This window comes from Acetobacterium bakii (assembly GCF_001263355.1).
Lineage (GTDB): Bacteria > Bacillota > Clostridia > Eubacteriales > Eubacteriaceae > Acetobacterium > Acetobacterium bakii.
Map to the genome: position 1 here is coordinate 1 of NZ_LGYO01000078.1, position 2,026 is coordinate 2,026.

General features: G+C 38.5%; 1 protein-coding gene. It reads left to right on the forward strand.

Features of this window, described 5'->3' with window-relative positions:
- The first annotated feature begins 159 nt into the window (after positions 1-159).
- Entirely contained in the window at positions 160-1,908 is a 1,749-nt protein-coding gene (locus tag AKG39_RS18955; RefSeq protein WP_050741977.1) for an IS1634 family transposase, read from the forward strand.
- Positions 1,909-2,026: the final 118 nt, after the last annotated feature.

Consider the following 2,026-nt stretch of genomic DNA (forward strand, 5'->3'; position numbering starts at 1 on the left):
GAATTTTTTCACGAAAGTATCGGGTCTTTGACAGTTGAATAAAGAAAAAATCCCCCAAAGCCTTGTATAGGCTTATTTTTTTGTCAAATTTACCATATAATTGTTGCGTACTTTATCGCACTGTGATATAATAGGAGTGTTAGGAGGCGATGTTAACAGATGAGACTTAAGGTGACTAAATCTAAAAATGCAGCTTCACTCTATGTGATAAAATCCGTTTACAACAGTAAAACTCAATCAAACACTTCTAAGATCGTTGAAAAGCTCGGAACAGAAATTGAACTCCGTGAAAAACTTAATGGCGCGGATCCATATGAATGGGCTAAAGAATATATTAAAACGCTGAATGAAAAAGAACAGGAACAAACACGGGAAATACTTGTCCCGTTTAAACAGTCAAAGCTTATTGATAAAGGGGAACAACACGCTTTTAATAGTGGGTACCTATTCCTGCAAAAAATATATCATGAACTCAAGCTGGATCAGATTTGTAAGGATATTTCCCAAAAGTATAAGTTTGATTTTGACTTAAACTCGATTCTATCACGACTGATTTATGGTCGCGTGATCTTCCCTGCCTCAAAACTTGCGACCTACGCGCTTTCTAAAAAATTTATCGAACAGCCCCATTTTGATTTACATCAAATATACCGAGCGCTCGAAGTTCTCGCTAAGGAGACCGATTTTATCCAATCGTCCTTGTACGAAAACAGCCTGAAGATTTCCAAAAGAAATACCGGTGTTCTTTTCTATGATTGCACCAATTACTTTTTTGAAATCGAACAAGGCGATGGCAACAAACAATATGGACCGTCAAAAGAACACCGACCGAACCCTATTATTCAAATGGGTTTATTTATGGATGGCGACGGCATTCCACTGGCTTTTAGCATTAATCGGGGAAACATGAATGAGCAGCTGACTTTAAAGCCTTTGGAAGAGAAAATTATTTCTGATTTTGAGCTTTCTAAATTCATCGTCTGCACCGATGCCGGGCTGGCTTCCGAAGCGAATCGAAAGTTTAACGACAAAGATGGTCGCGCCTTTATTACCACCCAGTCACTAAAAAAGTTAAAGGCACACCTGAAAAAATGGGCGCTTGATGCTGCCGGCTGGAAACTTTCGGGTAGTCATCAAGCCTATGATATTTCTCAGCTTGATGAAATGATGGATCAAGCGACCCCTGAAGAAAAAACAAAAATCATCGCAAAAGTATTTTACAAGGAGCGTTGGATTAAAGAAAACGGCTTTGAACAGCGGCTGATTGTTACCTACTCAATAAAATACAGGGATTATCAGCGTAATATCCGCAATGCTCAAATCGAACGCGCTCAAAAAATAATTGAAAACAACCCGACAAAAATCAAGAAATGCAATGCCAACGATTATAAACGATTCATTCATAAAACAAGCTATACGCCTGATGGTGAAATTGCCGAGAAAGAAAAATACAGCATTGATCAGGCGATCATCCAAAAAGAAGCAGCCTTTGACGGTTTTTATGGTGTCTGTACGAACCTTGAGGATGCGGTAGCTGAAATCATTAAGGTCAATCACAGGCGATGGGAAATTGAAGAATGTTTCAGGATTATGAAAAGCGAATTCAAAGCAAGACCGGTCTACTTAAGCAACGATGACCGGATTGAAGCCCATTTCACGACTTGCTTTATCTCGCTGATTATTTATCGGCTGCTTGAAAAGCGCCTCAACGAGGAATTCACCTGTCGTGAGATTGTCTCGGGTCTAAGGGATATGGATTTCTTTGAAATTAAAGGCGAGGGCTATGTTCCAACCTACACGAGAACTGATTTTACCGATGCATTACATGAATCTTTTGGATTCCGAACTGATTACCAGATTGTTTCTACCCAAAATATGAAAAAAATTTTAAAAGCAACAAAACAATAAAAAAAGTACGCACTTTTTACATCATAGAAAAATCCTGCAAAGCCAGCTGTATCAAGGCTTTACAGGATTTTATTTTTGTTTAAGTGTCAAACTCGGGATTTTATATGAAAATTCGAAT